Here is a 6,069-nt window from a genome sequence, read left to right as displayed (position 1 = left end):
GCGGTGGCCGAGGCCGGCCGCTGACGCCACTCGTAGTAGCCCGAGCGGGACACCCTAGCAGGGTTGCTGTCAGGACGGTCCACAGCACTTCTTTGGCTGAGCGTGAGGCTCCCTCGCCCCGGGAGGGGGGAGCAGACAAGCAGCGGTGATGCGCTGCCGGGACGCCGCCGGCTCGCGTCCGCGCCACGGCCCACCGGGCCGCCATGACGAAACCGACCAGAGAACAGGGCACCCATGAGCCACCTCATCGCCATCGCCTACCCGGACGTCGCCACCGCCCAGGCGGTCCGCGGCCGGCTGACCGAGCTGCAGCAGCAGAACCTCATCACGCTGGAGGACGCGGTCGTCGTCGAGCGCCGCCAGGACGGGAAGATCAAGCTGCACCAGGCCACCAGCATGACCGGCCTGGGCGCGAGCAGCGGCGCGCTGTGGGGCGGCCTGATCGGGATGCTGTTCTTCATGCCCCTGTTCGGCATGGCCCTGGGCGCCGCCGCCGGAGCGGCGAGCGGCGCGATGAGCGACGTCGGCGTCGACGACGATTTCATGCGGCAGCTGGCCACCCGCCTGGAGCCCGGCACGGCCGCACTGCTGGCCCTGGTCGTGCGGAGCACCCCGGACAAGGTCATCCCGGAGATCTCCTCCTACGGCGGGCACATCATCCAGACCTCCCTCAGCAACGAGGCCGAAGCCCATCTGCGCGAGACCGTTCAGGCCGCTCGCGCGGGCCGTCAGTGAGCCGGTGACCGGCACACCGGGACTGCCGGGGTCCTCAGCCGGCGGCTCGTCGCAGCCATAGGAGTTCCGGGCCGATACGGGCAGCCGGGGCCGGTCTGCCGCGCCTGCGCGCCTCGAGGGCGGCCTGCCCGATGCGGGGTCCTCCTCTGCGCCTGCCGGCGAGGTGTGCGGCCGCGGGCCCCGGCCCTCGGGGTCCGTCCCGCCCGCTCAGGCGTCGGCGGAGGCCTCCCATTCCCGGCAGGGCTGCAGCGCGTGGTGGCGGTAGATCAGGCCGACCGCCTGCGTCGTGGCCGCCGCGTACACCCCTTCCCCGGCGGGACCGCACAGGCAGTCGGCGGTCTCCTCGTGGCTGATGACGTCATCGACCGGCCGGATGTGGACGACCTTGTGCACCGCGTACTCCTTCGCCAATCCCGAATCGAGTCCCTTTTATAACTTTATGTTCGTTTTGCTGGTGGATGTGACTCTGTTGCTCAATTCCCTGCGGGTGCCTCGGGATCAATGGATGATCTTCTCCGGGGCCGCTTGTTGCCGTGCGTCCCGGAGGGGTGATGCGGGTGCCGATGCAGGCCAGAGGGTTGGAGCCGGTTCCGGAGCAGGCCGCGGCGGTAGCACGGGCGGCGTTCCCTGAGGGCAGCTTGCCGATACGGGTACGCGACCGGCTGGCGGAGGTGTTCGCCGACGAGCCGTTCGCGGCCGCGTTCGGGTGCGGGGAGCACCCGGGCTCGCGCCGGGCATGCTGGCGCTGGTCACGGTGCTGCAGTACGCCGAAGACCTCACCGACCGGCAGGCCGCGGCGATGAACGGACTGGAACTCGACCGTGCAGCCGTCCATGCCGCTCTCACCCTGCCCCATCACAACGGCCGGACCGAGGGCGTCAACACCCGCACCAAGCGGATCATGAGACAGATGCACGGCCGCGCCGGATTCAGTCTCCTTCGCCACCGCATCCTCCTCCCGTGACCATTACCCAGCGCTACCACCGATTACGGGACAGAGCCGAAACCGTACAGTCCCCGGAGCGAAAGCAATCGGCGGGGAAACACAGTCTCCGGTCACGGTCGCCGTCCGCGGAGTATCGTCCGGTCATGGCCGATGATCCCCTGGAGTCGCTGCGCCGGCTCTGCCTCGCGCTCCCCGAGACCACCGAACGCCTCAGCCACGGTGAGCCGACCTGGTTCGTCCGCGGCAGGAAGACGTTCGTCATGTACGCCGACCATCACCACGATGACCGGCTCGCCTTCTGGTGCGCGGCACCGTCCGGCGTCCAGGAGGCCCTGGTGGCCGAGAGCCCCGAGCGCTTCTTCCGCCCTCCCTACGTCGGCCATCGCGGCTGGCTCGGTGTCTACCTCGACATCCCCCAGGACTGGGCCGAGATCAGTGAGATCGTCACCGACGCCTACCGGACCGTCGCGCCCAAGAGCCTGGTCGCCCTTCTGGCGTGAGCGCTGTCCGCGCGAAGACGACGGTGACCGTGGACGACGCGATGCGGCTGTCGCGCACCCACCGCAATGCCCCGCTTCCAGGTTCGGAACATCTCATGGAAAGCCTGCGGAGCCTCGGGCTGATCCGTCCGCTCCGGGAGCGATGTCGGCGGCGACTGGCACACTGCGCACCATGACCAATAGCGATGTCCTGGCAGGGCTGGACGAGATCCCCTGGGCGGACCTCGAGCACGCCTACGGTCCCGCAGATGACGTTCCGGAGCTGCTGCGGGCGTTGCGCTCGGAATCGGCCGACGAGCGCGAAAGCACCCTGCACGAGCTGTACGGCAACATCTTTCACCAGGGCAGCAGATACCCGGCGACCGCGTCAGCGGTCCCGTGCCTGGCGCGGTTGGCCCTCGACCCGGCGACTCCGGAACGGAGCGAGATCGTGTGCCTGCTCGCCGCAGTGGCGATCGGGTACGACGAGAGCCACCTGCCGGGTGGTGTCGACATCGCGGGCTGGCGGGCGGAGCTCGACCGGCTGCGCTCCGCTGATCCGGCCGCGGAGCTGCGCGAGCTCGACGAGTGGGTCGAAGCCGCACAGAGCGATGGTGAGCGTCGCGTCAGGGCCATGCACCGGAGGATGTACGACCACGATCAGGTGCTGCGGTCCGCACAGGCCGAGCTGAACGCCTACGACGCCGTACGGGCTGAGGTTCCCGCGCTGCGCGGGCTGCTGGACGATGACGATCCGCTGGTCCGGGCCGCCACCGCCTATCTCCTGGGCTGGTTCCCCGAGGAGGCGGCCGGTTCCGTCGCCGCGCTGGGAACGCTGCTCGAACGTGAATCCGTCACCGGCGTCATAGCCGATGCGATCGTCTCCGCCGGCCTGCTCTCGGCTACGGAGTTGACTCCGCGACTGCGTGACCATCTCGGTGGTTCCGAACCGGTGTCGCGCTGGGCCGCCGCGACGGCGCTGGCGCGGCTCGGTGTCGTCGAGCCCGAGGTGATCGGCGTGCTGGCGGCGGCGAGCGTGGACCCGCCGGCGACGGACGCGAAACCGGAGACCCTCTTCATGGACGGTGACGTGCGCGGGTACGCGGCCCAGACGCTGGCCACGCTGAACGGCCGGCTGCCTGCCGAGATCATTGACGCCGTGCTGGACGGCTTGTCGCGTACCTCACAGGTCGCGGCGTTCTCGACGGCCGCCGCCGCGCTGCGGCTGACGTTCCCGGGCTGCGCGCCGCGCCCGCTGCCGCCCTTCGCGGACCTGACCGGCCCGCAGCGGCGGACCGTGCGGGTCCTGGCCGAGCTCGGGCCGGAGACCTGGCGCTGGGGAAACTTCACCTCCATCGTGCGGGCCTGGAATCTTCCGGACACGCATGCGGAGTGCCGCGCCTACGCGGGGCTCGACGCGGCGGAATGATCCTCGGCCTCCGCGGGCCTGGTCCTCCATGGCGTCGCGCCTTCTCGTGGACCGCGGTCAGAATGTGGCGATCGGGTTGACCGGGCTGCCGGACGTGCCGGCGAAGCGGACCGGCGCGACCGCGAGATGGAAGTCCCACTGGCCGAGCTCGGCGGCCGTCGTCGCGCACGCCTCCAGGTCGCAGTTGTCGAGCATCCACAGCCCCATCGCGACGAGGCTCACGGCGTGAACCGGCATCAATACGTCTTCGTACCCCGATGGCTGAACGTCCTGGGGAGTGTCAGCGCCGATCAGCGCGACCTGCCGTTCATGCAGCCACGGCAGGCAGGACGCGTGCCAGCCGGCTTGTGTGAAACCGCCGGCCGCACCGCTCTCGTGCCGGACGCGGCCGTAGCCGGTCCGCAGGAGTACCGCATCGCCGGGCCGCACCCGCACACCCTGGCGACGCTCGGCCTCATCGAGGTCGTCGGGGAACACACCCTGCCCCGGCTCCAGCCACGGCACCTCGCGGACCCTCGCGATGTCCAGCAGGACACCACGCGTGACGATCCCGTTCGCCGCCGCCGTGACGGACGCCCACGCCGATCCCGCCGCGGCGTCGACCAGCGAGTGCGACCGCCCATGCGCACGACACGCTCCTGCCGTGACGCACGGCCCGCGCCGCCGCCAGCCGGACGTCGTCGGTGATGTGGTTCAGAGTGCCGAGCTCGTCGTCGTCGCCCCACCGTCCCCAGTTCGACAGCGTGTCGAAGTAACCGAGCACGTCGTCCTGTGCAGGCATCGGTCGCTCTGCCGTCATCCCAGCATCGACTCCTCCGGTCACGCGGTTCGAGGCGCCGAAGGCGGGGTGTCCCGCCTTCTCCTTTGACACGCCAAGGCCCGCTGAGCCGGCACTATACGAGATCATCGGGCTGGTCGCGTCGACGCAAGAGTCTCCCCCCGGCTGACAGGCGAGCAGGTGGATGCCACGGTACGAGCCGGGAACGTCTGAGACGGTCTGAGGTGCCCAGGACTTTCCGGACGGCCTGGGCCGGGCCCGGCGTCGAGATCGATCTCTCCGAACCCCAGAACCCGCTGGAGGACTGGCGCTACGTCGCCGTCTCGGAGTGAATCGACTCGCGAACGGTCCTCTCACCCGGACGCCGTCACGAGAGCGCCGGGCCGTCGTCGTGCGGTGGACGGCGCCGCCGGAGCCTCGTCGGCGGCGGCTCCGCACGAGTGTGGACCGCCGGCGGCTCATATGTCGGCTCCGGGTGCCGATGAAGCACGTGCAGCCCTGTGTGCTGCCACTGCCCTCGCAGCTCACCGGTCCGCTGGAAAGGATCTGATCGTGACCGATTTCCCTGTCAATACCGTGGAGTCCCAGGTGACCGTGGACCGCAACCGCTTGCTGGGCTGGTTCGCCGACCGCAGCATCGGCACCAAGGTGTCCGTCATCATGCTCCTGATGACCGTCATGGCGGGAGTGATCGGCGTGGCCGGGCTGACCCGCATGGCGGCGATGAACGACGACATGGACACCATGGCGCAGAGCAACGGCAAAGTCGCCCGGATCGCGGATCTGTGGAACACGGTCGCCAACATGCACGAGATGGCCATCGCGACGGCCATGGCGACTCCGAAGGAGAAGCCGCAGCTCGCCGCGCAGGTCAAGAAGCTCACCGGGCAGGTGACCGAGGCGTTCGAGGCCTACAAGGCCGTCGCACCGTCCGAGGTCGCCGACGTGCAGAAGAACATCGCCTCCTTCGAGGAGGCCTGGAAGGACTACCAGGCCCTGCGCGACTTCGCGCTGCTCGGCGAACCGTTCCCAGCCGGGTACACCCCCGCCGACCTGAGCCGGTTCCCCGAGGTCTCCAGCCGGCTCAACACCTCCATGGCCACCCTCAAGAAGCTGGAGCAGGACCACGCCACCGCGACGGCCGCCGCGGGTGCCACCAGCTACGACAGCGCCCGCACCACGGTCCTGGTACTGCTCGGTGCCGGCCTGGTGCTCGCACTGGGCCTGGCCCGGCTGGTGGCCCGCCAGATGGTGCGCTCGCTGCAGGCGGTCCTGCGGGTGCTGGGGATCATGGCCAAGGGCGACCTGACGCAGACCGTCGAGGTGACCTCCCGTGACGAGGTCGGCCAGATGGCGGTGGCGGTCAACCAGGCCAGCGCCTCCATCCGCGAGGCGATCGAGGCGCTGGCGGCCAGCGCCGACACGCTGGCGGCCAGCTCGACCGAGCTGTCGGGCGTCAGCGACCGGATCGCCGCCTCGGCCGAGGAGGCCTCCGCCCAGGCGGGCAACGTCGCCGCCGCCGCGGGGGAGGTCTCGCAGAACGTGCAGACGGTCTCTGCGGGCTCGGAGGAGATGGGCGCGTCCATCCGGGAGATCGCGCACAACGCCGGCGAGGGCGCCAAGGTCGCCTCGCAGGCGGTCACCGTGGCCGCCTCCACCAACGAGACGGTCGCCAAGCTCGGCGCCTCGTCGGCGGAGATCG

The 6,069-nt window shown here is 70.3% G+C and carries 7 protein-coding genes; 5 read left to right on the top strand and 2 right to left on the bottom strand.

Annotation, left to right across the window (positions count from 1 at the left end):
- The first annotated feature begins 234 nt into the window (after positions 1-234).
- Positions 235-735 carry a DUF1269 domain-containing protein gene (locus tag ACWJ6R_RS28180; RefSeq protein WP_449065126.1) on the top strand — a complete coding sequence of 167 codons (501 nt, stop codon included), beginning with the start codon at positions 235-237 and terminating at the stop codon, positions 733-735.
- Positions 736-942: 207 nt separating this feature from the next.
- On the opposite strand, the gene ACWJ6R_RS28175 is transcribed toward ACWJ6R_RS28180, so the two are convergent.
- Positions 943-1,128: a hypothetical protein gene (locus tag ACWJ6R_RS28175; RefSeq protein ID WP_449065125.1), complete on the bottom strand. Its 186-nt coding sequence runs from the start codon at positions 1,126-1,128 to the stop codon at positions 943-945.
- Between the two features lie 343 nt (positions 1,129-1,471).
- On the opposite strand from ACWJ6R_RS28175, the gene ACWJ6R_RS28170 reads away from it, so the two are divergent.
- The 3 genes from ACWJ6R_RS28170 (at position 1,472) to ACWJ6R_RS28160 (ending at position 3,589) form a co-directional block, all read left to right on the top strand.
- Complete coding sequence (locus ACWJ6R_RS28170) at positions 1,472-1,699, top strand: hypothetical protein (RefSeq protein ID WP_449065128.1); 228 nt, start codon at positions 1,472-1,474, stop codon at positions 1,697-1,699.
- A 125-nt stretch (positions 1,700-1,824) separates the two neighbouring features.
- On the top strand, positions 1,825-2,181 hold the full coding sequence (locus tag ACWJ6R_RS28165) for an MmcQ/YjbR family DNA-binding protein (protein WP_449065124.1): 357 nt from the start codon (positions 1,825-1,827) through the stop codon (positions 2,179-2,181).
- Positions 2,182-2,353: 172 nt separating this feature from the next.
- A complete protein-coding gene (locus tag ACWJ6R_RS28160; protein ID WP_449065123.1) occupies positions 2,354-3,589 on the top strand; it encodes a HEAT repeat domain-containing protein in 1,236 nt (411 codons plus the stop codon).
- A gap of 57 nt (positions 3,590-3,646) precedes the next feature.
- Here the strand turns inward: ACWJ6R_RS28160 and ACWJ6R_RS28155 are convergent, their stop codons facing one another.
- Entirely contained in the window at positions 3,647-4,111 is a 465-nt protein-coding gene (locus tag ACWJ6R_RS28155) for a cyclase family protein (protein WP_449065127.1), read from the bottom strand.
- A gap of 808 nt (positions 4,112-4,919) precedes the next feature.
- Between ACWJ6R_RS28155 and ACWJ6R_RS28150 the strand changes: the two genes are divergently transcribed.
- On the top strand, positions 4,920-6,069 hold a 1,150-nt coding region (locus ACWJ6R_RS28150; RefSeq protein ID WP_449065122.1), incomplete at its 3' end, for a HAMP domain-containing protein.

The sequence above is a fragment of the Planomonospora algeriensis genome (assembly GCF_977012225.1).
Note: the sequence above shows the minus strand (reverse complement) of the source record. Positions and strands in the feature narration are given on the sequence as shown.

Coding starts and splice junctions, on each gene's coding strand:
- ACWJ6R_RS28180 (WP_449065126.1), top strand. CDS start 235: ATGAGCCACCTCATCGCCATCGCCTACCCGGACGTCGCCACCGCCCAG.
- ACWJ6R_RS28170 (WP_449065128.1), top strand. CDS start 1,472: ATGCTGGCGCTGGTCACGGTGCTGCAGTACGCCGAAGACCTCACCGAC.
- ACWJ6R_RS28165 (WP_449065124.1), top strand. CDS start 1,825: ATGGCCGATGATCCCCTGGAGTCGCTGCGCCGGCTCTGCCTCGCGCTC.
- ACWJ6R_RS28160 (WP_449065123.1), top strand. CDS start 2,354: ATGACCAATAGCGATGTCCTGGCAGGGCTGGACGAGATCCCCTGGGCG.